Source organism: Exiguobacterium sp. 8A (assembly GCF_902506275.1).
Taxonomy (GTDB): Bacteria; Bacillota; Bacilli; order Exiguobacteriales; family Exiguobacteriaceae; genus Exiguobacterium; species Exiguobacterium profundum.
Window position 1 is genome coordinate 1,850,609 of the sequence record NZ_LR733630.1, and the last position, 26,043, is coordinate 1,876,651.

Annotated in this window: 31 protein-coding genes; 18 read left to right on the forward strand and 13 right to left on the reverse strand. The window is 47.8% G+C overall.

Annotated features, from left to right (window positions below):
* Window positions 1-12: 12 nt before the first annotated feature.
* A complete protein-coding gene (locus GVY42_RS09455; protein WP_159563069.1) occupies window positions 13-912 on the reverse strand; it encodes a sensor domain-containing diguanylate cyclase in 900 nt (299 codons plus the stop codon).
* Between the two features lie 172 nt (window positions 913-1,084).
* Between GVY42_RS09455 and GVY42_RS09460 the strand changes: the two genes are divergently transcribed.
* The 4 genes from GVY42_RS09460 (at window position 1,085) to GVY42_RS09475 (ending at window position 3,498) form a co-directional block, all read left to right on the forward strand.
* Window positions 1,085-2,101: a serine hydrolase gene (locus GVY42_RS09460; RefSeq protein ID WP_159563070.1), complete on the forward strand. Its 1,017-nt coding sequence runs from the start codon at window positions 1,085-1,087 to the stop codon at window positions 2,099-2,101.
* The gene (locus tag GVY42_RS09465) at window positions 2,098-2,487 is read left to right on the forward strand and encodes a GNAT family N-acetyltransferase (protein WP_159563071.1); all 390 of its coding nucleotides are present in this window, start codon (window positions 2,098-2,100) and stop codon (window positions 2,485-2,487) included. The genes GVY42_RS09460 and GVY42_RS09465 overlap by 4 nt, the downstream gene beginning before the upstream one ends.
* 11 nt (window positions 2,488-2,498) lie before the next feature.
* Window positions 2,499-3,206: an SDR family NAD(P)-dependent oxidoreductase gene (locus GVY42_RS09470; RefSeq protein WP_159563072.1), complete on the forward strand. Its 708-nt coding sequence runs from the start codon at window positions 2,499-2,501 to the stop codon at window positions 3,204-3,206.
* A gap of 82 nt (window positions 3,207-3,288) precedes the next feature.
* The gene (locus GVY42_RS09475; protein WP_012727529.1) at window positions 3,289-3,498 is read left to right on the forward strand and encodes a hypothetical protein; all 210 of its coding nucleotides are present in this window, start codon (window positions 3,289-3,291) and stop codon (window positions 3,496-3,498) included.
* Window positions 3,499-3,516: 18 nt separating this feature from the next.
* Here the strand turns inward: GVY42_RS09475 and GVY42_RS09480 are convergent, their stop codons facing one another.
* Entirely contained in the window at window positions 3,517-3,939 is a 423-nt protein-coding gene (locus tag GVY42_RS09480) for a hypothetical protein (RefSeq protein ID WP_012727530.1), read from the reverse strand.
* Between the two features lie 143 nt (window positions 3,940-4,082).
* Here GVY42_RS09480 and GVY42_RS09485 point away from each other — a divergent pair, with 143 nt between their 5' ends.
* Window positions 4,083-5,075, forward strand: a complete 993-nt coding sequence (locus GVY42_RS09485; RefSeq protein ID WP_159563073.1) for an MDR family oxidoreductase — start codon at window positions 4,083-4,085, stop codon at window positions 5,073-5,075.
* Between the two features lie 67 nt (window positions 5,076-5,142).
* On the opposite strand, the gene GVY42_RS09490 is transcribed toward GVY42_RS09485, so the two are convergent.
* The 4 genes from GVY42_RS09490 to GVY42_RS09505 all read right to left on the reverse strand — a co-directional run bounded on the left by GVY42_RS09490 (window position 5,143) and on the right by GVY42_RS09505 (window position 7,623).
* On the reverse strand, window positions 5,143-5,487 hold the full coding sequence (locus tag GVY42_RS09490) for a general stress protein (protein WP_012727532.1): 345 nt from the start codon (window positions 5,485-5,487) through the stop codon (window positions 5,143-5,145).
* A 96-nt stretch (window positions 5,488-5,583) separates the two neighbouring features.
* Window positions 5,584-7,041 (reverse strand): UDP-N-acetylmuramoyl-L-alanyl-D-glutamate--2,6-diaminopimelate ligase, encoded by a 1,458-nt coding sequence (locus tag GVY42_RS09495; RefSeq protein WP_159563074.1) that lies wholly within the window; start codon window positions 7,039-7,041, stop codon window positions 5,584-5,586.
* A 151-nt stretch (window positions 7,042-7,192) separates the two neighbouring features.
* Complete coding sequence (locus GVY42_RS09500; protein ID WP_159563075.1) at window positions 7,193-7,393, reverse strand: DNA-binding protein; 201 nt, start codon at window positions 7,391-7,393, stop codon at window positions 7,193-7,195.
* A complete protein-coding gene (locus GVY42_RS09505; protein ID WP_012727535.1) occupies window positions 7,390-7,623 on the reverse strand; it encodes a WYL domain-containing protein in 234 nt (77 codons plus the stop codon). Before GVY42_RS09505 ends, GVY42_RS09500 begins: the two co-directional genes overlap by 4 nt.
* A 121-nt stretch (window positions 7,624-7,744) precedes the next feature.
* Between GVY42_RS09505 and GVY42_RS09510 the strand changes: the two genes are divergently transcribed.
* Window positions 7,745-7,960: a hypothetical protein gene (locus GVY42_RS09510; protein WP_012727536.1), complete on the forward strand. Its 216-nt coding sequence runs from the start codon at window positions 7,745-7,747 to the stop codon at window positions 7,958-7,960.
* A 155-nt stretch (window positions 7,961-8,115) separates the two neighbouring features.
* Window positions 8,116-8,421 (forward strand): RNA polymerase sigma factor, encoded by a 306-nt coding sequence (locus GVY42_RS09515; protein WP_074035485.1) that lies wholly within the window; start codon window positions 8,116-8,118, stop codon window positions 8,419-8,421.
* Here the strand turns inward: GVY42_RS09515 and GVY42_RS09520 are convergent.
* Both GVY42_RS09520 and GVY42_RS09525 read right to left on the reverse strand, forming a co-directional pair.
* Window positions 8,367-9,167, reverse strand: a complete 801-nt coding sequence (locus GVY42_RS09520; RefSeq protein WP_074035484.1) for an HAD family hydrolase — start codon at window positions 9,165-9,167, stop codon at window positions 8,367-8,369. The genes GVY42_RS09515 and GVY42_RS09520 overlap by 55 nt on opposite strands.
* A gap of 85 nt (window positions 9,168-9,252) precedes the next feature.
* Window positions 9,253-9,438, reverse strand: a complete 186-nt coding sequence (locus tag GVY42_RS09525; protein WP_148209475.1) for a hypothetical protein — start codon at window positions 9,436-9,438, stop codon at window positions 9,253-9,255.
* Between the two features lie 127 nt (window positions 9,439-9,565).
* On the opposite strand from GVY42_RS09525, the gene GVY42_RS09530 reads away from it, so the two are divergent.
* From GVY42_RS09530 to GVY42_RS09545, 4 genes are all read left to right on the forward strand, one after another.
* A complete protein-coding gene (locus tag GVY42_RS09530) occupies window positions 9,566-10,126 on the forward strand; it encodes an RNA polymerase sigma factor (protein WP_012727540.1) in 561 nt (186 codons plus the stop codon).
* Window positions 10,123-10,845 (forward strand): anti-sigma factor, encoded by a 723-nt coding sequence (locus GVY42_RS09535; protein WP_031422001.1) that lies wholly within the window; start codon window positions 10,123-10,125, stop codon window positions 10,843-10,845. Before GVY42_RS09530 ends, GVY42_RS09535 begins: the two co-directional genes overlap by 4 nt.
* 63 nt (window positions 10,846-10,908) lie before the next feature.
* Window positions 10,909-11,814, forward strand: coding sequence for a Gfo/Idh/MocA family protein (locus GVY42_RS09540; RefSeq protein WP_159563076.1), 906 nt, complete (start codon window positions 10,909-10,911; stop codon window positions 11,812-11,814).
* A 13-nt stretch (window positions 11,815-11,827) separates the two neighbouring features.
* Window positions 11,828-12,019, forward strand: coding sequence for a hypothetical protein (locus GVY42_RS09545; RefSeq protein WP_074035480.1), 192 nt, complete (start codon window positions 11,828-11,830; stop codon window positions 12,017-12,019).
* A gap of 43 nt (window positions 12,020-12,062) precedes the next feature.
* Here GVY42_RS09545 and GVY42_RS09550 read toward each other — a convergent pair whose 3' ends face one another.
* On the reverse strand, window positions 12,063-12,962 hold the full coding sequence (locus GVY42_RS09550; protein ID WP_074035478.1) for a DMT family transporter: 900 nt from the start codon (window positions 12,960-12,962) through the stop codon (window positions 12,063-12,065).
* A 328-nt stretch (window positions 12,963-13,290) separates the two neighbouring features.
* Here GVY42_RS09550 and abc-f point away from each other — a divergent pair, with 328 nt between their 5' ends.
* On the forward strand, window positions 13,291-15,135 hold the full coding sequence (gene abc-f, locus GVY42_RS09555) for a ribosomal protection-like ABC-F family protein (RefSeq protein WP_159563077.1): 1,845 nt from the start codon (window positions 13,291-13,293) through the stop codon (window positions 15,133-15,135).
* Between the two features lie 25 nt (window positions 15,136-15,160).
* On the opposite strand, the gene GVY42_RS16495 is transcribed toward abc-f, so the two are convergent.
* On the reverse strand, window positions 15,161-15,325 hold the full coding sequence (locus GVY42_RS16495; protein WP_167365511.1) for a hypothetical protein: 165 nt from the start codon (window positions 15,323-15,325) through the stop codon (window positions 15,161-15,163).
* Window positions 15,326-15,894: 569 nt separating this feature from the next.
* Complete coding sequence (locus GVY42_RS09560; RefSeq protein ID WP_159563078.1) at window positions 15,895-16,743, reverse strand: Cof-type HAD-IIB family hydrolase; 849 nt, start codon at window positions 16,741-16,743, stop codon at window positions 15,895-15,897.
* A gap of 214 nt (window positions 16,744-16,957) precedes the next feature.
* Between GVY42_RS09560 and tnpB the strand changes: the two genes are divergently transcribed.
* From tnpB to GVY42_RS09590, 6 genes are all read left to right on the forward strand, one after another.
* Window positions 16,958-18,130, forward strand: a complete 1,173-nt coding sequence (tnpB, locus tag GVY42_RS09565; protein ID WP_159563079.1) for an IS200/IS605 family element RNA-guided endonuclease TnpB — start codon at window positions 16,958-16,960, stop codon at window positions 18,128-18,130.
* A gap of 110 nt (window positions 18,131-18,240) precedes the next feature.
* A complete protein-coding gene (locus GVY42_RS09570; protein ID WP_159563080.1) occupies window positions 18,241-19,755 on the forward strand; it encodes a BCCT family transporter in 1,515 nt (504 codons plus the stop codon).
* A 139-nt stretch (window positions 19,756-19,894) separates the two neighbouring features.
* A complete protein-coding gene (gene kynU, locus GVY42_RS09575; RefSeq protein WP_159563081.1) occupies window positions 19,895-21,169 on the forward strand; it encodes a kynureninase in 1,275 nt (424 codons plus the stop codon).
* A 12-nt stretch (window positions 21,170-21,181) separates the two neighbouring features.
* Complete coding sequence (gene kynA, locus GVY42_RS09580) at window positions 21,182-22,021, forward strand: tryptophan 2,3-dioxygenase (RefSeq protein ID WP_159563082.1); 840 nt, start codon at window positions 21,182-21,184, stop codon at window positions 22,019-22,021.
* Window positions 22,022-22,036: 15 nt separating this feature from the next.
* A complete protein-coding gene (gene kynB, locus GVY42_RS09585; RefSeq protein ID WP_159563083.1) occupies window positions 22,037-22,660 on the forward strand; it encodes an arylformamidase in 624 nt (207 codons plus the stop codon).
* 99 nt (window positions 22,661-22,759) lie between these two features.
* A complete protein-coding gene (locus GVY42_RS09590; RefSeq protein WP_159563084.1) occupies window positions 22,760-24,088 on the forward strand; it encodes a sugar phosphate nucleotidyltransferase in 1,329 nt (442 codons plus the stop codon).
* Window positions 24,089-24,142: 54 nt separating this feature from the next.
* Here GVY42_RS09590 and rbsB read toward each other — a convergent pair whose 3' ends face one another.
* Together rbsB and rbsC are read right to left on the reverse strand one after the other, a co-directional pair.
* Window positions 24,143-25,054 carry a ribose ABC transporter substrate-binding protein RbsB gene (rbsB, locus tag GVY42_RS09595; protein WP_031421977.1) on the reverse strand — a complete coding sequence of 304 codons (912 nt, stop codon included), beginning with the start codon at window positions 25,052-25,054 and terminating at the stop codon, window positions 24,143-24,145.
* Between the two features lie 23 nt (window positions 25,055-25,077).
* Window positions 25,078-26,043, reverse strand: a complete 966-nt coding sequence (rbsC, locus tag GVY42_RS09600) for an ABC transporter permease subunit (RefSeq protein ID WP_159563085.1) — start codon at window positions 26,041-26,043, stop codon at window positions 25,078-25,080.

Consider the following 26,043-nt stretch of genomic DNA (forward strand, 5'->3'; position numbering starts at 1 on the left):
ACCTCCTTGAACTTACACGTCAAGGAGGTCTACTTTTTGTTGTCGCTTCCGTTCATACATGGCATCGTCCGCACGTTGCCAAAGCGCCTCAATCGTTTCCGGACGAGACGCCCACGCCAACCCGATGGCAACAGAAATCGATTCTTGTTCACAAGTCGCTTCGATTTGACGAACCATTCGTTCACATGCGTCCTCAGGCATCATCTCTAGAAACAAGACGAACTCATCTCCCCCTAACCGATATACGGAGGATTCGATGTCTTGTAGGATTGTGCCGACTCGTTGCAACAAATGGTCACCAGCAGAATGTCCTTCTTCGTCGTTCACGACTTTTAAATCGTTCACATCCAGCACGATGATGCCGACATCACACGCATTTTCAGCTTGAGCAATCGTTTCTTCAAATGCTCGACGATTGAAGACACCGGTCAAGCTATCGTGGCGACTTTCGTACATGAGACGTTCACGCTCGGTCATGGCTGCTTCGATGTTCCGAATCACACCTTGAACCGCTACGATTTCACCATTCTCATAGATTGGCGTCGTATATTCCTCGAACCATACGTAAGCGCCGTCATTCGTGCGCCATCGTTGAAGAATCGCTTCTTCATAATTGACGCGTCCCGCCACTTTATCGAGTAATAGTCGCCGATCGTCCGGGTGGATTCTCCGAAAGCATTCTTGTGCATCTGAATAACTTTGCATCACCGTCCCGTCTCCGAGATATAAATCTAAAGAAGGACTGATGTATCGGAAACGCCACGTCGGTTTCGTTTCAAAAATGTAAATGACATCTTTCGTTTGATTCCCGAAATGCATAAACGAAAGAGACTGTGAATGTGGCTGTGGACGTTTGTATAGCCACAAGGCAATTAAAAATCCAACGAGTATCCCCCAGAAGAATAACGTCATTGAATCCACTTCCTCTCTGTTCGCCCATATCGTACCACGTTCGAGGTCAGACACCTGTCTCAATTCCTGTTATTTGGTAAATGTTTTTTTGAAAATTGAGTAAATTTTAGAGAGATTGTGATGGACATGATATAGTCGAATTATTGAATCACTCAATACATGGAGGTTTCTCATGCCACATTTCACACATCCATCGATTGACGAGACATTTTCGGGTGTCTATTTGCTCACCAATCGAAACGGATCAATCCACCAGTCTTACGGCTATGCGAATCGCTCAGAACAGATTCAACATGACGTGATGACACGGTTCGGAATTGCGTCCGGTTGCAAGCTGTTTACAGCAATCGCGATTTGCCAGTTAGTCGAGCAAGGGAAACTATCCTTTTCCACCTCGCTTGACTCATTTCAAACATTTGCCTTGCCTCATCTGTCACCAAACGTCACCGTACATCAGTTGTTGACGCACACATCAGGAATCCCTGACTATTTTGATGAATCCGTCTCTGATGACTTTGAAGCGCTATGGCGTGATATCCCGATGTATCGGCTTCAACAGTTACGTGATTTTTTACCGTTGTTTCAACAAAAATCTATGAAAGACGAACCGGGTTCTCGATTCTCCTACAATAATGCAGGATATATTCTGTTAGGGTTGATTGTAGAAGATGTGACCGGGCAATCTTTCACCGACTATGTCGAACAATCGATTTTTCATCCTGCTGGTATGATTGATTCTGGATACTTTTCACTCGATGCCTTGCCTTCTAGAACAGCACTCGGTTATATTGACCACTCGGACGGCACATGGCGTACAAACCAATATGCGATTCCAATCAAAGGAGGAGCAGATGGTGGTGCGTATGTGACAGTTCAAGACATGACTCAATTTTGGAAAGCGCTGTTTTCACATCAGCTTCTTGATACCGCTTCTACGTCGCTTCTTTTGACACCACACGTGACGGTTAATGACCGCGGCGGGAGTTATGGATACGGACTTTGGATTCAACATCACGCATCGGGAGATGTCTATAAATATCACGTGATGGGCTATGACCCTGGTGTCAGTTTCCATTCTAGTTATTATCCAGAAATCGATACCATCTCGGTCATTTGTTCAAATCAATCAGATGGGGCGTTCGACGTCATGAAACAGATTGAAATGCAGATTGGAGAACGGATTGAATGAACATTCGTACTTATATGGAATCAGACTTTGACTCGATTCAACAACTTAATCGTGATGAAGATTGGAGCCAATTGGTAGAACGTGACGCGTTGACCCGTGAGGCATGGCGTCAATCAAACGTCACCTATGTGATGGAGTCTGAAAATGGAAAGATTGTCGCTTATTTGCGCGGATTGACTGATACGACAGTCAGTTTGTATGTTTGTGAACTGTTGGTCGCTTCTACATATCGTAGACGTGGTCTTGGCGAACAGTTACTCCAACACGTCCATACACTTTATCCAGACACACGGCTTGAGATGCTCGCAAGTCAAAATTCCCACACATATTACGAGAAATTACGGTTTCGTCCGTTCTATGGTTTTCGGAAAACGATTCACGAATAGGAGGAATGTATATGAAACTTGCTCTCATCACAGGCGCATCGCGTGGTCTCGGCCGTTCCATCGCTCAGGAACTACAAGCTAGAGATTACGAGGTGGTCGGGCTCTCTCGCTCACAGGCGGAAGACGTTACGTATCAGCAACGATCAGTCGACCTATCAAACGTCTCGGGGATTGATGCAGTCATTCGGGAGATCACACCATTTCTAGAGCGGGCTGATTCGGTTTTGCTCGTTCAAAATGCAGCATGGATTGAACCGATTCATCGTGTCGGACAATTAGATGGTGAGAAAGTGACCGCTCATGTCCATGCTAACTTGCTTGCGCCGATGCTATTGGCGAATGCGGTCCTCGCTTTCGGTAAGCCGACCGAGTTGATTCATGTGACCTCTGGCGCGGCCAAACGTCCGATCTCAGGTTGGAGCGCATATTGTGGCACGAAAGCAGGACTCGATCATTTCACGGAGACGCTTGCACTAGAGCTAGAAGGAACCTCACATCGTGCAGCTCTATTCAATCCAGGTGTGATGGATACGTCGATGCAGGCGGAGATTCGTTCTTCCTCGAAAGAGGCGTTCGCTGACCTTGAACAATTCCGTGCATACGAAACAGAAGGACGACTCCGTTCTCCTGAAACGGTCGCTCGTATATTTGCTGAACAGTTGATTGACCGTCCTCTAGAAAATGGCAAGACCTATTCGATTTACGACTTGATTAAATAATTTACCGGGTCAAAAAAAGAAACACCCTTCTCTCGTCAAACCGTCTACACTACATGCATAGATACGTGAAAGGGTGAATTTTATGAAAACCATTGCTGGAGGATTACTGCTATTTGGACTGTTTAGCCTCACAATGTCGTTCACAATGATTGGTGATACCGCTGTCGTCGGGGCGATGGTGAGTGGTGTTTCAATTTTATGTAGTGTCGGATTATTATTTGGGGCGACTGAACTCAGTCGAATCCGTCACGACCTGCTCCACGACAAAAAAACGTCTTTCCCATCTGAATGAGGGAAAGACGTTTTTGATTCAATCTTCTTCGTATTCCTCTAATAAATCATCAACATCATATTCTTCGAAGTCGTCTTCATCGATAAAGATATCGCGATCGTTCACGACGTGAATCGGACCATTGGCCACATCGATTCGAATCGTCCACGCCCAAGGAATGCGTAATCGGTTATAAACACCTGTCCAGAACTCCATTGACTCTTGCTCATACTGTTCAAATTCTGTCAGAAGTTCTTTGAACGACACGCCTGTTAACTGGAAGTTTGAATCTTGGAGCCGTTGGAGCGCATGATGCTTCGCTTCTAATTCGGCCGCTCGAACCATTTCCTCAGCTGTCGCCATCTCCAGGATCGTCCCGTCTGGTGGGAGAATATCGTATACGTTGAACAATTCGCCTTCTTCTACTTCTACATCGTCAAACTCATAGTCATCGTGCCGCATACTACATTCCTCCTTACGCAATTTGAATCCCCTTTATTGTACCACTCTCTACCCGTTTCCCCCTAAAGATTCGTGCATATATTTCATTTTGCCAGGGAAAGACTGTTAGAGTGAGGACATCTATAGGAAAAGAGGTTAAGCAGATGAATGAATCATTCCAAGCACTCGTGCTAGACCAACACGAGGAACGCCTTCATGCCGAAGTAAAAGAAGTGAACGCCGACGTCCTTCCGAAAGAAGAGGATGGAAACGTCTTAGTCGAAGTCCACTATTCCGCATTGAATTATAAAGACGCGCTCGGATTGACGACTTCAGGAAAAATCGTCAATCGCTATCCGTTCATTCCGGGATGCGAATTCGTTGGAACTGTCGTCGAATCAGACCACCTCGACATCAAAGTTGGCGATGAGGTGATTGCCACTGGTTTCGGGATTGGGGAACGGCATTTCGGTGGATTTAGCCAGTATGCGCAAGTACCGGGGAAATGGCTCGTGAAGTTACCTAAAGGAATGAGCATGCGAGATGCAATCGCCATCGGAACACCAGGACTCACCGCCATGCTTTCCATTGATGCACTCGAACACGCTGGTGTGCGTCCAGGCGAAGAAGTGCTCGTCACAGGAGCGACAGGTGGTGTCGGAAGCTTCGCGATTACGTTGCTTCGTCGCCTCGGCTACCATGTCGTCGCCTCCACTGGTAAAACAGATTCACCATACTTACGCTCACTCGGTGTCGAGACGATCATCGATCGAAGCGAATTAGAAGGACCTGCCCGTCCCCTTGCCAAGCAACGCTTCGATGCCGCTATCGATTCGGTCGGTGGAAATACACTCGCCAACATCTTGAGCCAGATACGATATGAAGGTGCTGTCGCCGCATGCGGTCTCGTCGGAGGCGCCGAGTTGCCGACGAGCGTTTATCCGTTTATTTTACGCGGCGTGAAGCTCATCGGCATCGATTCGGTCATGCAACCCATGGTTCGTCGTACGAACGCATGGGAACGCCTCGAAGAACTCATCGATCCGAAAGTTCTCAACGAGATGATCCATGAGATTCCGTTACACGACGTCCCTCGTCACGCCGAGGCGATGATGCGTGGCGAATTGAGCGGTCGTACCGTCGTCCGCCTTCGCTAAGCACATGAAAAGAGGCTGAATCACTCACGATTCAGCCTTTTTCCTCTCTGTTCTCCATGGTGTGAAATCAGATGGTGAATCCGGCAGGTGCGTCTTTCACGACGACGAGCACTTTCCCTTGATCTAACTTTTCTTCGAGACGCTCTGATTCTTCTTTTGTGAAGCCGAGCTCCTGAAAATCGGCTCGCAGTTCATCTCCTTTTTTGCGGAACACGTTTTTGGCAGCTGTCCCCAAACCGACGTCACTTGCTGAGACGGTGTTCGCATCGGCATTGTCCGCGACACGCTTACTTCGATCATCGTCATGTGTGATGACGTAGATGTTAGATTCATCAATCCCATTTGTTTTCATCGATTGAACGGCGGTAACGACTTCTTCATCATTTGTAAATTCTTTGTACAAAACTGACATGTCTATTCTCCTCCTTCAATTCTACTACATTATTAGTTATTACCTTCCTTCCTGTTCTTCACACATTAAAAAACGATGACAAACGTCATCGTTTTGTTAAACGGCAGGTTCCTGCCCTTTTCGCTTTTTCAATTCTTCTAATAAAATGTTCGATTCATTGAATGGAATCGACTGGCGACCAATCCGTTCGATGTGGTCATGTCCTTTCCCGACGACCACGACACGCTTTCCTTCTAACGCTTGCGTGGCCGCATGGCGCAGGGCTTCTTCCCTTGCTTCAAACGTCACATACTTCACATCCGGTTGGATTCCTTTTACTAAGTCACGAATGATTTGTTTCGGGTCTTCCATGCGGATATCATGTACGGTGACAATCACCTCGTTTGAATAGCGGCTTGCGATTCGTCCCATATCTTGACGTTTCGTGGGATCTCGGTCTCCTGCCGCACTTAACACGACGACAAGTGCACGGTCGTCTTGTTGCAATGTAGACAAACATTTCTCTAGCCCGTCTGGTGTATGAGCATAGTCGATATATATCTCGGCATCCTCTGTAGCTAAACGTTCTAACCGCCCTTTTGGCAAGGTGAGTCCTGGAACATTTGAAACGATGGTCCGTAGCGCCATATCCGAAGTCGACACAAGTCCAATGGCCGCCGCTAAGTTCGCTGCGTTGAACGCCCCCATGAATCGGACGGGCACTTCGAGCTTGAACTCCTTCATACTGACGAGTACCGTTTCTTCACGCCAAATCACTTGGATGTCCGCCTCGATGTCCTCTTTTGTACTATACATAATGGCTTGACATGTCGGCGCAAACTCAGCCATGACATGACTAGCCGGATCTTCCGCATTTAACACAATCGCCTCACCATTCGTCACTTCCACCTGTTCAAACAATCGCGCTTTGGCCCGGGCATACTCATCCATCGAACGATGATAGTCTAAATGATCATGCGTCAAATTCGTAAACGCAGCAGCATGAAAGTGTATTCCCGCTACGCGACCTTCCATTAAGGCATGCGATGATACCTCGAGTACGCAATCCGTGACGCCTGCATCGACCATCTCTGCTAAGATGCGATGTAAGACGACGGCTTCTGGTGTCGTATTGGCTGTCTCAACCGTTTGATTATGAAAACGCGCGCCAATCGTACTAACGATTCCGGCACGACGTCCTGAAAGACGCAACAAATCATAAGTCAGTGTCGCCGTCGTAGTTTTTCCATTCGTTCCTGTCACACCGTATATACGCATCCGATGAGAGGGGTGGTCATAAAATACACTCGCAACCGCTCCTGCCGTCTGTTTCGTATCGGCAACAACCACATTCGGTACATCGAGATCGAGTGGATATTCTGAGATGACCGCACTCGCACCGTTGGCGACGGCGTCCTCCGCGAACTTATGACCGTCAACCGTATAGCCGCGAATGCAAATAAAGACATTCCCTGAACTGACCTTCCTGGAATCGGTTTCGACTCCGGTCACCCATGGATCAAAAATGTCATCCATCTCATTTTGTAAAATGGCGGATAAACGTTTCGTTCTCATGCTGTGTACGTCCTTTCTCATGGGTGTCGCTAGGTTCATAAAACCTTATCGTCATGTTACTAGATTTTAACGGCAATTGAGATGACAAATATATTACTTCCCGTTTTCAAAGAAAAGCAATCACTTCACAAAAAAAACCTAGACGTTTCACTCACGTACTAGGTTCCTCCATTTTGAATGCTAAATTGTGCTTTAGTAGCTCCGCCTCAAGGACAAAAAGGGCATTCGGTCCGATTCCGTGCCAACTCGCAACCTCACGGCGTGTATAGGGACACAATTCATGCAAAGACTCGATTCCTTTAGCGACTAGTGCCCTTTTAGCTGGCGCTGCTAACGTTGGTAAGGCAATCATCCAATCTCCGCCTTTCGCTTTCTAAATCGTTCGTTGATGGGAAGACAGGCAAGAACTTGCTCGATTCGAAACGTTCGTCTCGCTTGTTTATTCAAATCCCATGCCACAACGTACTCCCCTTGCACTTTAATCAGTTTGACCCGCCGCTCTGAAAATGTCCCATGTCGATCGACATACACCATTTCTGTGACTTGTCCCGAACGCATCCATCGTAACAATTCTTCTCTCATCCTGTTTTCCCTCCTTTATTTCCATTATACAGAACATTTGTTCCCATTTCTATTGATAAGCTGTTCGCTGATTCAAATTTCGATTATGATGAAGGAAATCAAATGAGAGAGGAAAAAACCGATGACTTATGTATTATTACTGATCTTGGCTGCCTTTTTATTCGGGGCAATGATTTTCGCTGCACTCGCGTTACCAAACCTTCGCAACATTTTATTCAATCGTGGCAGTTTGTTCAATCAACAGAGTGAAACCGTCACTTGTCCGAAGTGTAAAACATCATTCAAACGCGCGCCGGGAGACGCACAAACTTGTCCGAATTGTTATCACACGTTTTGAATCGTTGAGGGGCATGCATATTCGACCGCTATTCTTCATATTCCTTGGTTTAAATGGGAGCAAATGAGTGAAAGAACAGAGAGGATGCTTTATCTGAGTAAAGTTCCTGATTCTTTTATCGTTGAAACCTTCATTCCATACGAAAGGAGTTGCATATGCTTCCTACACTCGATGAACGCCTGGTCGATCAAATTCGTCTTAAAAATCGCCAAGCCTTAGAACATTTATACTCACGCTATGAAAAACTACTTTATCGATATGCGCTTCATCTGAATGACCATCCTGCAACTGCAGAGGCGGCCTTGACCGATTTATTTTGTCGGATTTGGCAACAACGTCTTCACTTCAACCCACATTCCGAAACGATTCGTGCGACCCTCATCCGTTCATTAGAGGAAATCATGCACTATATGAAAGAGGACAAATCAGATTCCAATACTTCTAAAATCCCTTCTGCATAAGGTTTTGTTGTCATCTCCGGATACATCTGTTTTGCCTGTTCGGTCGCATTGCTCACTAAATAGCCTTTTCCTACATGCGCTAACATCCCAAGGTCATTCCCACTGTCGCCGAACGCATATGTTTCTTTGCGTAAGAAGGAAACAGTGGTGCATACATATCGAACACTGGATTCTTTTCCGGCATGGATTGGATAAAAATCAATATCCCATGCATCCATCGGATCACCCGCTTGCGGATTGCATTGGCTGATGTTGACAGCAATACCTTCTTTATCAGCTAGCATGCGAAGCGTTTCGCTCCAAGACCCGATTTGGTCACGGATGTAATAGCTACGGATCCAAGGACTCGTCCCAAAACCCGGTTGCGCTTCTAGTTCAATCCGCATCTGTTCAAACTGTGACGCAACACGTTCCACACGAGATATAAAATCATTCGGGAATAGCGCTTGATAGGATTCTTCTAAAGAAAACGTTCCGTCTACGTCAATATGATACAATTCCGTACCTAAACTTGAAGCGATACGGTGAGGCCAAAAGCGAAGGTTTGCCTGTTCAACTTTTTCACGTAGCGATTTGAGTGAACTACCTGTCACCCACATCGTTGACAATCGATGGGAATATTGTTCCAAAAAATCTTCGAGCCGACGAACGGATGCCAATTGTTCCGGTGTACATGCATGAGGAAAGTAGGTCTCATCAAAATCAAAACATATGAGGATGTGTCCCTCATTCGTAAATCGCTTCATGATATCGTCTCCTTATCGTTTTCTCTTCCTCCTATAGTACAATGAAACAAAGGAGGCATCTTATGATTTCACGAATCTCTCGAGCTTATTGCCAAATGAGTAGCTTGATTACCGGATTTTTTATTGTATTTGCTTTTCTTTTTGGCATTCGCACATACTTCTTATGGACGACGATGAGCTCTCCCTTAACTGCGATTGGCTTGATGCTGATGACGGCGATTGGACTAAGCTTCATCACGTACCAGCTTTCAGAGAAATTAAGATTATTCATCTATTCGAAGCTTCCGGATCAAGCAGTGACATGTTCAATAAATAGTCACACAAAATAGGCATCCATTTTTCGATTTTATACGTTAGATCAATACAAGGGACATCCCTTCTGCGCAAAGGAGTATGTTATGACTGACTTAGAGTTATATGAGCGTGTCAGGCAAAAGGACAAAGAAGCGCTCGAAATATTGTATGATCGATACGAACGCATTTTATACGCATTTGTCCTACAACTGACAAAAGATCGTGATTTGGCCGAAGAAGCCATGCAAGAAGTATTCATCAAGCTTTGGCGTGGCGGAGGCGTTTACGATGAGTCAAAAGGAAAATTTCGTTCTTGGCTCTTCACAATGAGCCGTCATGTGGCCATTGATTTAATTCGGAAGCGTAAACCGGATTTACAATTAGATGAATCTTACGCTGAGGCCATCCCTTCCGACTCACCGTCCGTCGAGAAAGAAGTCGAGTGGCAAGAAGAGCGCGCCCAAATCGAGACAGCCATGGCCACATTACCAGCCGAACAACAGCAGGTCGTTCGACTCATGTATTTTCAAGGATTGAGCCAGCAAAAAATTGCTGATGCATGCGGCATCCCGCTCGGAACGGTAAAAGGAAGGATTCGACTGGCGCTAAGGCAACTGAGGAAACAGTTATCCCATGAATTCATCGGAAAGGAGGTAGAACAATGAACGCATGCGACCAATTGATTGACTACTTCAACCAACATTTAACGGAAGAAGAACGAATGAAATTTGAACAACATCTGGCAACGTGTAAAGACTGTCAAGAAGAGCTCGAACAACTTGAAGCTCTTGTCGGTGGCGTCGCGTTCTTGTCTACTCCGACTGAGCCACCCCGAGGCATGAAAGCGCGTGTCCTCGATCGTGTATTCGAAGAAGAAGACAATGAACCCGTCATAACAACCGACACTTCTGCATCAGTTCCACCGGTGACACCGTTCAAACAGAAGAAGAAACGGAACGTACCGGTCTGGGGAACGGTCGCTTTAGCAGCGGCACTCCTCCTCTCCTTGATCGGGAATGGATATTTGCTTACCAATCAGCCTGATGCCCCTGCCATCGCGTTAACCGAAACGATTCCACTCGACGGCGAATCGGAAGGGACCGCTTACCTTGCAGAGCAGGACGGTGCGACACAACTGATCGTCCAAACGAATGGTCTAGCCTCACTCGATGCCAATGAGGTATATCAAGTATGGCTATTAAAAGATGGTGCCCCGATTCCGACCGGCGCTTTTGTCACCGATGACAAAGGGAACGGGACGGTTATCTACACGCTCGACTCAGATGAAGTCGACGTCGACTGGGATACCGTCGCCGTCACAAAAGAACCGAATCGTGGCAATGAAACGCCACAAGGTGAAATCGTCTTAAGTGCTAGTCTTTAATTCCTGAACCGGACACATCCGCTGTCCGGTTTTTTGTTATGATGAACCAAAGGAGTGAATGGGATGCAAAAACCAAAAATCGGTATTGTCGGACTTGGAAATATCGCTCAAAAAGCGTATTTACCCATCCTTTCGATTCATCCCCGAATCGAGGTAGTCGGTGCCTTTTCCCCGAACACATCTAAGCGAGACATGATTTGCCAAACGTATCGAATGATCTCTTTCGACACGTTGAATGAACTCGCCTCATCCATCGATGCAGCGTTCGTACATAGTTCAACGGAAACTCATTATGACATCGTATCGTATTTATTAGAACACGGCGTCGATGTTTATGTTGATAAGCCCCTCGCCGCAACAATCGAGGAAGCGGAGCAGCTCGTCATTCAAGCCGAACGTCTTGGGCGTAAATTGATGGTCGGGTTCAATCGACGTTTCGCTCCGATGTATATGCGTCTACAAAACGAGTCCTCTGCTCACATGATTGATGTGGTAAAACATCGCGAGAATGACGTCGGCCCTAAGGATGCGACCTTCACCTTACTCGATGATTACTTACATGTCATTGATACGCTACGTTTCCTCGCTGGTAATAAGCTAACACTCGTCTCGGGTCACGTCGAAGTCAATGACAAGCATGAGCTTCGATTCGCCCGCCACGTGTGGCAAGATGAGCACGGAATGCACACGACATCGATGCACCGTTCAGCAGGAGTGAACCATGAGCACGTCTCGATCGTACGGGATGGCGAACGATTGTCTGTCGAAGAGATGGTCACGCTACATCGTTTCAAGCAAGGTCGGCATGAGGTCGAAACGTTCGGGTCGTGGGACACGACACTCACGCAACGTGGTTTCCAGGGCGTGATTGACCACTTCATTTCCGCACTCATCGATGATACAGCGATTTCAACAGACGGTCGTGTTGCCCTTGAGACACAACGACTTGTCACAAATCTAATCAAGTGAAGGAGGGCTATATATGGATTTCTTTTTCTACATCATGGTTATGGTGATTGTCGTCTCGTCAGTCGGTGCCAATACGATTATCAAAACGAGAGAAGCACGTGTCGAAGAACGACGATTGAAGATCGAAGAAGAGAAACTCGCGATCCAACGGCTTGAACTCGAGATGAAGCGCGAACAAGACAAACTCGACCATCATGGATTTTAATCAAAAGCGGTCACCCTCCAAAATGAGGGCGACCGCTTTGCCATTACAGATGACGATTTGAAATCGGCAGTTGTTCTCTTCGTTCCGCGAGCGTCGACCACGTCACAGCCGTCATGATACAACCGGCACCGATAAAGAAGTTAAGATGGAGCGTTTCGTTCAAAACGAGCCACCCGAGCGTCCCGCCAACCAAGGGTTGAAAGAAGAAAAAGAGTGACCCGACACTCGCATCCATTAACTCGAGTCCTTTGTTCCAGAAGAAAAACGCTCCTGCCGTCGATACGACACCGATATAGAGAACACTAAGCCAAAGGACGCCATTTAACTTTGGCCAACCTGCTTGCATGACCTCTATACTCATCAAAGGCGTCATCAATAACCAGGCGACTCCAATCGCAAATGTCGTGAGCGTCAAGGTCGACAACGTCTGTGTGCCGATTTTTACATAAATCGACATGAGCGCCCACGTCACGGCAGCTAGAACAAGTATGAAACTGCCTACTCGATACGTCCCTTCCCCTTCCCAACCAACCACGATGAGAACACCGACCGTTGCCAATCCAAGTGCTCCAATCTTGACAGGAGTCAGTCGTTCCTTCAATAGGATTCGGGCAAATAACACCATGAAAGCTGGCGTCGCTGCGGTCACAAGGGACCCGGTATGTGCATCCGATAGCTTCGTTCCGATAAATTGAAACGAAATCGAGGCAACGTATCCGATGACACCGACAAGTCCGATCCATTTCCAATCTGCCCTTCGAATCGATTCTCGTCCAAACCGAAACCAAACGACGAATAAGACCATAAATGCAACAGCGTATCGTAACCAGACGAACGTGAACGGTTCAATATATGCGAGTGCATATTTACTGACCACATACATTCCTCCCCATATACTCGCCGCAAGGGTCAAACTGAGTGCTCCTAGCCATTCTTTCCTCATTTTCTCGCCTCCTCAATGGCGACTATATACGACGCCTTCGCTTCGATTCCCTCTATTTTCATTGTCAGGTAGATGAAAAACGCTTACAATCAAGATATAGATTGAATGAAAGGAGGGAGAAAGGTGAAATTTGTCGGACGTACGCATTGGACAACTGAACATTTGTACATTTTGCGTGCGATTTTTCACGATGTCGCTTAATCAAGGGACCCGTCTGTCCTTTTTTAGACATTGCTGAATATACGACAAAGCGCCTCTCTCTTTCTAAACCGAGCGCTTCTTTGCGCTCGGTTTTTTTGATAGGCCCTAACCTTAGGAGGAACCTATTATGTTGATCGATCTTCAACACATTCAAAAACAATACGGTGGGCACGCTGTTCTCACAGATGCCAATTTATTCATGAACGAAAATGAACGAGTCGGGCTCGTTGGTCGAAACGGCAGTGGCAAAACGACGCTATTGCGCATCCTTGTCGGCTCTGAAGAGCATGACGCCGGTACAATTTACCGCCGGCAACGACTCTCTATCGGCTATTTGGTGCAGCTTCCTGACTACCCCGGACACAGTGGCCGCGACGTCCTCTACACTGCTTTTGAGGAAGTGATTCGTCTAAGCGAAAAGATGGCTCATCTCGAGCAAGAAATGGCGACGTCCAAACAACTAGAACGTCTTCTCGAATCATACGGTGCTATCCAAGAACAATTCGAACATGCGGGTGGATATGTCTACGAGTCAAAAATCAGCGCAATGATTGATGGACTCAAATTGACCTCATTCGTGGACCAACCGTTTGATACGCTAAGCGGTGGCGAGCGTACAAAAATCGGTCTCGCCTTGGCGCTTCTTCAGGAACCAGAGCTACTCATTTTAGATGAACCGACGAACCATCTAGATTTAGAAGCGATGACATGGCTCGAATCCTATTTACAGGATTATGCTTCAGCGCTCCTCATCGTCTCCCATGACCGGGTCTTTTTAGATGCGGTCGCCACGCGAATCGTCGAGTGTGAGGATGGAGAATTGACGAGTTATCCTGGGAATTATACGGACTTCGTTGCCCAAAAAGAAAAACAGTTGCTTGACCAGTTTCATGCTTACACGGAGCAACAGAAGAAAATCAAAAAAATGAAAGAAACGATTCGACAGTTGCGGCAATGGGCCAACGAGGGCAATCCACCGAATGAAAAGTTCTATCGTCGCGCCAAATCGATGGAAAAGGCTCTCGAACGAATTGAACGAATCAAACGACCACAACTCGAAGCCGAGCAACCGAATATCCAGTTCACGACGAACGGGCGAACCGGGCGTGACGTCTTCGAAGTGAGTGACGTGACACTCACGTATGATCGTCCTCTATTTGAAAACGTGCACTTCTATACAGGTCACGGGGAACGCGTCGCCATCGTCGGACCGAACGGGAGTGGAAAATCTTCGCTTTTGAAAATGTTACTCGGTGAAGTTATCCCTCAAGCTGGGACCGTCCGACGAGCCGATCAAGCCAGAATTGGATATCTGTCGCAACACATCACGTTCGATGAGTCACATCGCTTAATCGAGGCGTTTCGGGACCGGATCGCAGTCGATGAAGGCAAAGCGAGGCACCTTCTCGCTCAGTTTCTATTTTACGGCGCGAGTGTGTTTAAGCCTGTCTCAAATTTGAGCGGCGGGGAGAAGATGCGACTCATGCTTGCCATCCTCGTCCATGAAGAAATCAATGTCCTCGTTCTAGACGAGCCGACGAACCATTTGGATATCGAATCGAGAGAGGCACTTGAAGATGCGCTCGAACGTTTCCCTGGAACGGTCGTTACGGTTTCTCATGACCGCTACTTCTTAAATAAGCTGTTCCTCATCACGTATTGGCTCGACGGGACGATGACGCGTTTCGAAGGTAATGTCGCCTATGCTCTCGACAAGCGTGGACAGGCATCGAAAGATGAACCTGTAACGGAGCGCGTCAAACCATCAAAATCGCTGAAGCAGACGAAAGTCGCTCCATCTACGGTTGATGAGGAAGCTCACCTAACCCAATTAGAGACAGAATATCAGGCGCTGCTCCAACGGATGAATGAATTGGATGACCTTGATGAATTGATAGTGCTACAACGACAAGTTGATGCGTTGCAGGAAGAAATCGATGACGTGATGACACGTTTGCTCGAATCTTTATAACCTAATATAGAGAAGCGGCACCCAATCAAGGGCGCCGCTTCTTTTGCTCGAATCGAATCTGTATGAAATAGCCGATGACCGCGATAGCCATCAACCCAATTGGGAGTATGCGGTAAAGACCTTCCATCGTTCCCGTTGTCAAAAGAATCACTCCACTAAGGAACGTTCCGAACCAATATAGCTTTGGCATATGATCCCTCCATCGGTTGCATTCACTCAATAGGATACCACAAGAAAAGCGCCCTCACTCGGCGCTTTTCTTGATTCTCTAGTCCCCGGACTTTCATCCAACCAAGCCCTTGCTCGATTGACCGTCCCATCCATGATTTGGTTCGACTAGAGATGTCCAAGCCAACGTGACGCATCATTCCAATCCGTTCATCGTCCATTGGTTCACCAATTGTTTTTCATTCGAAAACATGAAATCGAATAGGTGACTCATAGACATTTTGATCGAATGGGCACGAGAGGACTTGGCACCTATGATGTCCACTTCTGACGCGGATCATGTGGAATTCCGTATACAAACAGTCTGTCTGGTATGCTTGCTCCGATGGCAAGCAGAGGCCGACGTATCATCGTTTGGAATACACGATTCACGTTCATATGGACTTTTCCCATCCCTTTCATCCATAAGCTACAGGTGACGAAAGTGCCTCCCCGTTCCCCGACTCATTTCAGAAAGTGAATGGTTACATGTATACAATATCCGTTTTAAGTGAGATTCAATCCTCGTTCACGATTTCTCCATAATCCAATTCATACATAATGCGTCAGCGCATAAGCGACCCCGTCCTCTTCTACATCCTTTGTAATGTGTGTACTCAAATCTTTTAACGGATCCACAGCATTCCCCATCGCAATCCTAGTTTCTGCCACTTCGAACATCGACACATCATTCAGATTATCTCCGATGGCGACGACGTCACGCATCGGAATCTGTTCATGCTCAGCTAGCTGTTTCAAGGCTGCGCCTTTACTTGCTTGAGGATGCCCAATCTCAATTTTCGTCCACCCTGCTGTCGTAATCAAAATATCGTTCCGCGGTTCATAGATTTTACGCAAGCGATGTAGCTTACGGCGATCGAACGAATAAACAAATACTTTGTACACTTCATCTCGTGCAAAGTTGATGTCTGCCATCGAATCCATATACGTCAGACCGAATTGCTCATTTTGAATTTCAATCTCACGTTCCGCCCACTCGCGAGTGAACGATTGATCGTGTGGTAACACCTCATCGAGTTCCCGCTTCAGTAAATCGCTTCCTGAACGGAGAACCTTCACTCCCGCATTCGTATAAAATTCAACGTACGCATCGTCCGCATCAGCGATTTCCCACAGTTCATTTACGATTGTCTGATCCATCGCATGATAGTAAATTCGCTCGTTCTCATAGAACCCGATTGCTCCGTTACCTGACAAAATCGGACAGATGAGGTCACTTCGCTTCAACAGCTCCTCGATATCATGAATCGAACGTCCTGAACAAATCGCAACGATATCACCATTATCTTGCCGACGACGAATCGCCTCCTGGTTTGCCTCTGTTATCACGCCTGTGCGCGATAACAGCGTCCCGTCTAAATCAATCGCAATCAATTTCATATCGTTCCCTCCTCTTTGGTTCTTTTCCCGATTCAATTATACAAAACACGATAAAACGCGCCTCCTGTTTGCAACGTAAAGATTAGGGAATCGTTTATTAAAATTAGGCGAGAATACGCCCACTTCTATACGTCAAGGACAGGGCTTGCGTGAAAGTGGGAGATGAATCGCCAGCCTGTCTTTCGGGTATGATTCCTTCAAGGGGGTGAACATCATGGTGAAGCACAAGGCTTACAAGTTCCGGATCTATCCGACGAAGGAACAGGAGGTCCTAATCGCCAAGACGATCGGCTGTTCGCGTTTCGTCTTCAACCATTTCCTGTCGAAATGGGACGCGGCCTATGAAACGACCGGCAAGGGATTGTCGTATGATGCCTGCTCGAAAGAACTTCCCATACTCAAGCAAGAGTTCGAGTGGCTGAAGGAGGTCGATAGCACGTCGGTCCAAGCGAGCGTCCGACACCTGGCCGATGCGTTTGATCGTTTTTTCAAGAAGCAGAACGAGCGACCCCGATTCAAGTCGAAGCGAAACCCTGTGCAATCCTATAAGACAAACATCCAAGGCAGGTCCCAGCTTCCCGAGGTCTCGATCGTCGGGAACACACTCAAACTCCCCAAGCTGAAATGGGTGCGGTTCGCCAACTCGAGACAGGTCGAGGGTCGCATCCTGAGCGCCACGATCCGACGCACTGCTTCGGGCAAATATTTCGTCTTCCTGCTTGCAGAACAGGAGATCGGTGAGCTACCGAAGACCGGTTCATCGGTCGGCGTCGACGTCGGGCTGAAGAACTTCGCCATCCTATCAAACGAAACCGTATACCAAAACGACCGTTATTTCCGTACACTCGAGAAAAAGCTGGCGCGGGAGCAACGCAAGTTGTCCCGTCGTAAGCGAATCGCCCTGAACAAGAGGGTAAGACTTTCCGAGGCGAAGAACTATCAGAAGCAGAAGCGGAAGGTCGCCCGCATCCATGAGAGGATCGCCAACAAGCGCACCGACTTCCTGCACAAGGTGTCGACCGAGATCGTCAAAAAACACGACGTCATCGGCATCGAGACCCTGCAGGTGAAGGACATGCAGAAGAACCGCAAGTTGAGCAAGTCGATCTCCGAGGTCAGCTGGTCGGCGTTCCATCGGATGCTCGAGTATAAGGCCGACTGGTACGGGAAGACCGTCGTGAAGGTCGGGAAGACCTTCGCCTCGAGCCAATTGTGTTCGAGTTGCGGCCATCAACACAAAGACGTGAAGCATCTCGGCTTACGTGAATGGACATGCCCGAACTGCGGGGTCCACCACGACCGTGATGTGAACGCAGGACTGAACCTCAGACAAGAAGCCGAGCGCCTGTTGGCTTCTTCAACCGTCGGGACGACGGGGCTAGCCTGATCACGTTTCTCTCGTTAGAGAGGATAACTCAGGAATCCTCCACTTCTAAGCGAAGCGTAGGTGGGGGTAGTTCAATAGTGCTGCATAATATTTTTTGAAAGGAGACATCTATGAAAGATTCTACACAAAAGCCACGTTTGAATCGCGTCTTTTACATCTCAGCAAGTTTGATTGCCTTACTCGTTCTATTTGGAGCGATTGCACCAACGACATTCGCTTCAATCGCAGGATCTATTTTTAACTTTACGACTCGCTCGTTCGGTTGGTTCTATTTACTTTCCGTATTCTTGTTTGTGCTCTTTTTAGTCTTTTTAGCGTTCAGTAAATACGGAAAAATCCGTCTCGGGAAGGATGACGATCGCCCTCAATATCCGTTCTTTACTTGGATCGGCATGTTATTTTCCGCCGGATTCGGTGTCGGACTCGTCTTTTGGGGTGTTGCCGAGCCGATGAGCCATTTCTTTACGCCACCTTATGCGGATACGGAGGCATTGACAGTCGAAGGGGCACGCCTCGCGATGGCCTATTCGTTCTTCCATTGGGGTGTCAGTCAATGGTCTGTCTTTGCGATTGTCGGACTGATCATCGCCTACTTCCAGTTCCGTCGTAATGCGGATGGACTCATCTCGACTAGCCTCTCACCACTTATAAAAGAACGACCGTACAAACAACCGTTGAACCAGACGATTGATATTTTAGCGGTCATTGCCACCGTCATGGGTGTCGCGACGTCGCTTGGTTTAGGTGTTCTTCAAATCAATGGCGGACTGAACAGTGTGTTCGGGCTCCCGAACACCGCTTGGATGCAAGTCGCCATCATCGTCGTCTTGACCGCTCTCTTTTTAACATCGACGACGACAGGGCTCGATCGTGGCATCAAGTGGTTGAGTAACATCAACTTAGGTACCGCACTCGTGTTGATGGTCTTCGTCTTCTTTGCCGGTCCTACCATTTTCATTTTAGAAACCTTGACGCTCGGTCTAGGTGACTACTTACAAAATTTCATTCGCTATAGTCTTCGTCTACAACCGTATCAACAGGGGACGTGGGTCCGGGATTGGACAATCTTTTATTGGGCATGGGCCATCGCCTGGTCCCCATTTGTCGGAGCGTTCGTCGCACGTGTCTCACGAGGACGTACCATTCGTGAATTCATCGTCGGTGTCCTCATCGTTCCTCCGTTCATTGCGCTCCTTTGGATTGCCGTATTCGGGGGCACTGCCCTACATCTAGATTTATTCGAAGGGACTTCCATCGCTGAAGCCGTCAATGCGGACGTGACGAGCGCATTGTTCGTGACGTTTGCCGAGCTCCCGTTCAGTTTTCTCCTCTCCGTCTTGTCGATTCTCTTGATTTTGACGTTCTTGATCACGTCGGCCGATTCTGCCACCTACATCATCAGTAGTATGACGACGAACGGTAGCTTGAATCCGCCCCTCCCCGTTCGAATCGCTTGGGGAGTTCTGTTAGGAGGAATCGCTGCCGTCTTGTTGATTGCGAGTGGCTTAGAAGGACTTCAAACTGCGTCGTTGATTTCCGCCTTGCCCTTCACGATTATTCTTCTGCTGATGGTGTTCACATTATTTAAGTTACTCCGACAAGAGAACGTACGAAAAATAAAATAAGCTGTATTTTTAAACGCTCGGGAAGATCCTTGAGCGTTTTTTAGTTTGACTCGCCGACATCTCGTTGTTTGTTGACTTCCTTATGTCCGATTGCTACGATTTTGACAACGTATAAGCTTTAAAGGGGGAATATGGGGAGATGAACGATTTCACACGTGCTTACGCACAACAACTAGACAAACAAGACCCGCTCGCATCATATCGGGAAGAATTTTACTTACCGGAAGACGGAATTTATATGGATGGGAATTCACTCGGGCTCTTATCGAAACGAGCCGAGCGTACGCTCCTTGAATCGCTCGCGGACTGGAGAGAGCTCGGGATCGATGGTTGGATGTCCGGTCGCCATCCTTGGTTCAACTTGTCCGAAGAGCTGGCTGCATTGAACGCGCCGCTCATCGGTGGAAAGTCGGAAGAAGTGATGGTCACCGGTTCGACGACCGTGAACTTGCATCAACTTGTCGCTTCGTTTTTCAAACCAGAAGGCAAACGAACGAAGATTTTGGCAGACGCCCTCACGTTCCCGTCTGACATTTACGCCTTGAAGAGTCAGCTCGAACTTCGTGGACTCAACCCATCAGAGCACCTTGTCCAAGTCGACAGTCCAGATGGGCGCTTCTTAGTAGAAGACGACTTGATTGCCGCGATGACTGACGAAATCGCCCTCATCGTATTACCGACCGTCCTCTATCGGAGTGGTCAGATTTTAGATATGCCTCGTCTAACGAAAGCGGCACACGAGCGTGGAATTTTGATCGGCTTCGATGCCTGTCACTCCGTCGGCGCCATCCCTCATGACTTCCACGACTGGGGTGTCGACTTCGCATACTGGTGCAACTATAAACATTTGAACGGGGGTCCGGGAACGGTCGGGGGCTTATTCGTTCATGAACGTCACTTCGGCACGACACCTGGACTCGCCGGTTGGTTCGGTTCGCGCAAAGATAAACAGTTCGATATGGACCATACGATGACACCGGCCGAACATGCCGGTGCGTTCCAAATCGGAACACCACACGTTATGAGTCTTGCTCCTCAACTTGGCGCGCTTGAGATGTTCAACGAAGTCGGGATGGAAGCGATTCGTCAAAAATCACTCGCGCTCACGACGTATATGATGGATTTGATCGAAGAGATGCTCGCACCTCACGGATTCTTCATCGGTAGCCCGACGGACACACGACAGCGCGGCGCTCATTTGAGCCTCGAGCATCCCGAAGCGGCACGCATCTGTAAAGCGTTGAAGAAACATCACATCATCCCTGACTTCCGCGCACCGAATATCATCCGTCTCGCACCGGTCGCACTATATAATACGTTTACCGACGTATATGACGTGATCGTGGCGTTGAAGAAAATCATGGACGACAAAGAATATGAGGCGTTCGCGAACGTCCGCGAAGTGGTCGCATAAGGGGGAACTGTCATGAGTGAACGCACAGAACATAAAGTAGAAAAATCGATTCAAACGGATTTCTCAAAAGACATGTCGTACGGGGACTATCTCCAGCTCGACCCGATTTTATCAAGTCAACATCGCCTTTCTGACCATCATGATGAGATGCTGTTCATCATCATCCACCAGACGAGCGAGTTGTGGATGAAACTCATTTTGCATGAATTGACAGCAGCCACGACGGCCATCACGAACGGCGAACTCGAACGTTCGTTCAAGATGCTCGCCCGCGTCTCGAAGATTCAGCAACAACTCATCCAGTCATGGGGCGTTCTCGCGACGTTGACGCCGGCCGAGTATTTAGAGTTCCGAGATCAACTCGGCTCTTCATCTGGTTTTCAATCTTACCAGAACCGACAAATCGAATTCGCGCTCGGCTTCAAAAACGCACGGACGCTCAGTGTTTACGCGCACGATAAAAAACTGTATCCATTGCTCAAAGGCTCGCTACAAGCTCCTAGTATTTACGATGTGACCGTCCGCGAAATGCATCGCCGCGGTCTTCCGATTGATGCGAGTGTACTCGAACGTGATGTCACTCAGGACTGGGAATGGAACGAGAGTGTTGAAAAAGCGTGGGTCGAGGTCTATCGAGACGTCGACACGTATTGGGACTTATATGAGCTCGGTGAAAAGCTACTCGATATCGGTAGCCAGCAACAGATGTGGCGCTTTAACCATATGAGCACCGTGGAACGCATTATCGGACAGAAGATGGGGACAGGTGGTTCGTCTGGCGTGAACTATTTACGTCGCGTGCTCGACCATCGCTTCTTCCCAGAACTGTGGACGGTCCGGACATCACTATAAGAGGAGCTGAATGCAATGACTTGGATTGATGTATCACAGCCACTTCATGCCGATGTTGCGACATGGCCGGGAGATACAAAATTTTCGTATGAAATCGCGTGGCCGATGGCAGAGAGTGGTTCGGTCAATGTCGGGAAGATGACATTGAGTTTACATCTCGGGACCCACATCGATGCACCGTTTCATTTTGACGACCATGGGAAGCGCGTGATCGACCTCGATCCGTCCGTATATATCGGACCAGCCCGTGTGATTCATCTACCGCATAAGGCAAAGATTGAAGCATCTGATTTGGATGGTCACGATTTGACTGGGGTGGAACGCCTCATCTTAAAAACGGATGGTTGGCCCGATAAGAGCGTCTTCCCAGAGACGATTCCTGAACTGACACCCGCTCTTGCCGATCGTCTCGGAGAACTCGGAATCTTCTTGATCGGACTCGACTTACCGTCCGTTGATGCGATTGACAGTAAAGAGATGAGCGGCCATCACGCGTTAGCACGAAATGGTGTGCATATCCTAGAAGGACTCGTTTTAGACAATATCTTACCGGGAGATTACGATTTGAATGCCGTCCCTCTCCCAATCGTCGAAGGGGATGGAAGTCCCGTTCGCGCATTGCTTCGCCCTATATTGTAAAGAGATAGCCGGAATCGGCTGTCTCTTTTTTGATTAGACAGGGATAGTCCGACGTTTGGCGAAATAGATGAGAAACTCTATTTGAAGAGAGGACATTCGATGAAGATTCTATTATTATCTGGCGGTGATGGAAAAAGACTATGGCCACTTTCGAACAATTCGAATGCCAAACAATTCATTCGTTTATTGCCTAGCAGAGGTGGAACGAAACAATCAATGCTTGAAAGAGTTTATAATCAACTAAAAACACAAGATTTAGACACTAACGCTTTCATTATCACAAATGTTCAGCAAAAAGATTGTGTCATTCATCAAGTTGGTACAGATACTAATATCATTTCCGAACCAACTCGTCGTGATACATTTCCCGCTATCGTTCTCGGGGCAAGCTATTTAAACGAGCAACATGTGCCTCTGGATGAAACGGTACTTGTGATGCCGGTCGATGCTTACGTCGACCTCCGCTTCTTTGAATATTTCCCTCAAGTCGATGAAGCAGTCCAAGCGAGCGATGATGCTTTGCATCTAATTGGGGTCACACCCCTTCATCCGACATCAAAATACGGATATATCGTTCCAGACGAGACGGCCCAAATGTCCTCGGTTCGCCTATTCCAGGAAAAACCGACCGTCGATGTAGCAGAACAGTTGATTGGACAAGGTGCGCTTTGGAACTGTGGAATCTTTGCTTGCAAGTTACATCTGTTACTTGATGAACTAGCAGAACGAAACTTACCGACAACTTATTCAGACCTCACTTCACGCTATGACGAATTAGAAAAGACTTCGTTTGACTATGCCGTTGTCGAACATGCAGAGTCGGTATTCGTTCACCGCTACGATGGCGATTGGAAAGACTTAGGAACATGGAACACATTGACTGAAGAAATGACGTCCACAACTCACGGTCAAGTCGAACTGTTCGAATCGATGAACACGCATGTGATCAATGAATTGAACCTTCCTTTGATTGGGATTGGGCTAGAAGACCTTGTCGTCGCCGTTAACGCGGATGGAATTCTCGTCTCGAAGAAAGAGGCGACCCCGCAGCTGAAAGATTATCTCGCCTCATCCGATGACTATCCAAAATTCAAATGGAAGCGATGGGGACAGTCGGAAGTCATCCATCATGAGACACTCGCCGATGGGCATCACAGTGTGACACGACGTATGCTCGTTCAAGCAGGGAAAGAACTCAGTTACCATTATCATGAAGAGACCGATACAATTTGGACGATTCTCCAAGGCACAGCAATCGTGACGATTGATGGAGAATCATTTGAGGTAAGACCGACCAATGCCATCTCAATTCAACGCGGAAAAGCACATATGTTAAAAGCAAGCGAAACCGTCATTTTAATAGAAGTGCAGTACTCTTTAAAATATATGAACAACGATACACAATTTCTCATTTCCCCATATAAATAAAAATGACCTCACGAGCTCTACCCGAAATCAAGGCATCGTGAGGTTTCTTCTTACTTATTTGATTAATTCGAGTTCGACCGGAATGTTTTCCTCTACTGTTTCACCTTTCAAATGATTGATTGCAGCTTCTACACCTAATTTACCAATCTCAGCGGGCTTTTGCGCAACCGTAGCTGCCATCGTCCCACCTTCGACTGCTTTGACCGCATCATCTGTCGCATCGAATCCAATGACTTTGACATCACTCATACCTGCCGCTTCGAGCGCTTGAACAGCACCGAGTGCCATCTCATCGTTATGTGCGAATACAGCGACGATGTCTTTATTGTCCTGTAAGATGTTCTCCATGACCGTCAATCCTTCTGCACGGTCAAAGTTTGCCGATTGTTTTGCCACGACTTCCAATTTCCCATCGATCGCTTCGTTGAATCCTTGTCCGCGGTCACGTGTCGCAGACGCTCCTGGAATCCCCTCGAGCTCGACGACTTTTTGCCCTTCGCCTACGAGTTCGACCATGTAGTCACCCGCCAACTGTCCACCTGCGACGTTATCTGATGCCACGTGGGCTACGACGTCCCCTGTTTCAGCGTTACGGTCTACCGTAATGACGGGAATGCCTGCATCGTTCGCTGCTTGTACCGCCGCGCCGACTGCTTCTGAATCTGTCGGGTTGATGAGAATCAAATCCATCCCCTTTTGAATCATATCTTCGACGTCATTCACTTGCTTCGCCGCGTCGTTTTGCGCATCCGCTACCGTCAACGTCGCATCCATTTCGTTCGCCTGTTCTTCTGCGCCTTCTTTCAGTGCGACGAAGAACGGGTTATTCAATGTTGAGATCGATAAGCCGATTTCATAATCGCCATCTTTCGTTTCCGTTTCAGACGATGACCCCGGTTGTTCAGTCGAGCAAGCTGCCATCAGTACCATTGTCAGTGCGAGTAGCCAAGCTGTCCATTTTTTCATGTTCCGTTTTCCCCTTTCGCGTGTTACGCGTTTTGTCGACGATCAAGCAATACTGCAAACAATATAACTGCACCTTTTACGACGAGTTGGAAGAATGATGATACGCCAAGAAGGTTCAATCCGTTATTTAATGTTCCGATGATCAACGCCCCAATCAACGTCCCGACAATCCAGCCGCGACCACCCGCAAGACTCGTTCCCCCGAGAACGACCGCTGCGATGGCATCGAGTTCATACGATGTTCCTGCTGTAGGTTGTGCGGAATTGAGACGTGACGTCAAGATGATGCCAGCGAGTGCCGCAAGCATACCGGATAGCGAATAAATCATGATTTTGACTTTATTGACGCCAATCCCCATCAATTTAGCCGCTTCTTCATTCCCACCAATCGCATACGTATGACGACCAAATGTCGTCTTCTTCAAGATGAAGTAAAGGACACCGAATGCGAGTAGCATCGTCAATGCCGGCACCGGAATGATCCAGAAATAACCACGTCCGAGCATCTCAAACCAACCGGAATTCCCGAGACCTGTAATCGGTCTTCCGTCCGTATAGACGAGCGTCAATCCCCGATAAATGGTCATCGTAGCCAATGTCGCGATGAACGGTGCCACTTTTCCGTACGTGATGACCGCCCCGTTGAATGCTCCGAGAACGGCACCTGCAATCAAGCCGAGTGCAACGGCCATAACCGCATGTTGACCGTCCACCATCATGCCTGCCACCAGTGCAGAAGCGAGCGCCAAAATCGAACCGACCGATAAATCGATGCCCCCTGTCAAGATGACAAACGTCATCCCGAAGGCAATCAAGGCATTGATCGACACTTGGCGGAGTACGTTAAAGATATTATTTAATGATAAAAATCCTGGTTCGAGCGCCGTCACGACGACGACGATGACGAGTAGACCGAACAGCGGTCCTAATTTTTGTCCCCATCCGAGTCGACCCGGGCGCTTCAGCGAAGTTGTTGCTTTCAATTCCAT